The organism is Streptomyces malaysiensis subsp. samsunensis, assembly GCF_024519315.1.
In the GTDB taxonomy this organism is placed as follows: Bacteria; Actinomycetota; Actinomycetes; order Streptomycetales; family Streptomycetaceae; genus Streptomyces; species Streptomyces malaysiensis.
Genome location: NZ_JANIIC010000217.1, coordinates 1 through 1,173 on the forward strand (window position 1 = coordinate 1; position 1,173 = coordinate 1,173).

General features: G+C 70.1%; 1 protein-coding gene. It reads left to right on the forward strand.

All coding sequences use genetic code 11. The annotated features are described in order from the left end of the window. Positions 1-78 precede the first annotated feature (78 nt). Positions 79-1,157 (forward strand): IS630 family transposase gene (locus NQU54_RS50635; RefSeq protein ID WP_441005767.1). Its coding sequence is split into 2 segments (ribosomal slippage): positions 79-580 and positions 580-1,157, totalling 1,080 coding nucleotides; the frame shifts between segments, so codons are not numbered across the junction. Positions 1,158-1,173 lie beyond the last annotated feature (16 nt).

A 1,173-nucleotide genomic window follows, 5' to 3' on the forward strand; every position in this document is an offset into this window, starting at 1 on the left:
TTACTGACTTCGGCTCGTCAGGGTGAACTTCGGCGAAGTCCCTGACGGGTCTGGGGTGGTGGCCGTATCCCGGGGTGTGTGAGATATGCGGATGGGGGCGGGCTGACTGCTGCGGGACGCCGACGCCGGGAGACTGTGCGGATGCAGGCGGCCGAGCTGTTCGAGCAGAAGGTCAAGCCGACGGAGGTCGCGCGGCGGCTGCGGGTGAGCCGGAAGTCGGCATACCAGTGGCACCAGTTGTGGCGGGACGGTGGTGTGCAGGCTCTGGTCTCCCGTGGCCCGAGCGGTTCGCGGTGCCGTCTGTCACCGCGCTGTCTGGAGAAGCTGGCCGCGTATCTGGAGCAGGGTCCGGCCGCGCACGGCTGGGTGGAGGACCAGGTGTGGACCGCGGCGCGGGTGGCCACGCTGATCGGCAGAAAGTTCCACGTCTCCTACAGCGTCTCGGGCGCCACTCGGTTGATGCACCGGCTCGGCTTCAGCCCGCAGGTCCCCGCGCGGCGGGTCGCCGAGCGCGACGAGCAGGCCGTCACCACGTGGAAGGAGGCGACCTGGGCCGAGGTAAAAGAGCCCGGGCGGCCTGCGGGGGCTACATCTGCTTCGAGGACGAGGCAGGCTTCACCCGCCGGCCGCCCAGGGGACGCACCTGGGGCCGGCGCGGCCGCACCCCGGTCGTGACAGTCAGCGGGCGGCGCTCGGGGCGCCTGTCGGTGGCCGGGCTGATCGCCATGCGGCCCGGCTCCCGGACCCGGCTGTGCCACCGCCTGCGCACCCACCCAGCGGGCAAAGGCAAGCGCCGCAGCATAGGCGAGCGGGACTTCATCGCTTTGATCGACGGCGCCCACCAGCTCGTCAAGGCGCCGCTCGTGCTGGTGTGGGACCGCCTGAACACCCATGTCTCCCGCGCCATGGGCGAGCTGATCGCCGAGCGTGAGTGGCTGACGGTGTTCCTGCTGCCCGCCTACTCACCCGACCTCAACCCGGTCGAGTGGGTATGGGCGCATGTCAAACGCAGCCTGGCCAACCTCGCCGTCGTCGCCCTCGACCGGCTCGAAGGACTCGTACGCAACCGGCTCAAGCGCCTTCAGTACCGGCCCGGCACCCTCGACGGCTTCATAGCCGGCACCGCACTGACCCTCGACGAACCAGCGTCACCTTGACGAGCCGAAGTCAGTA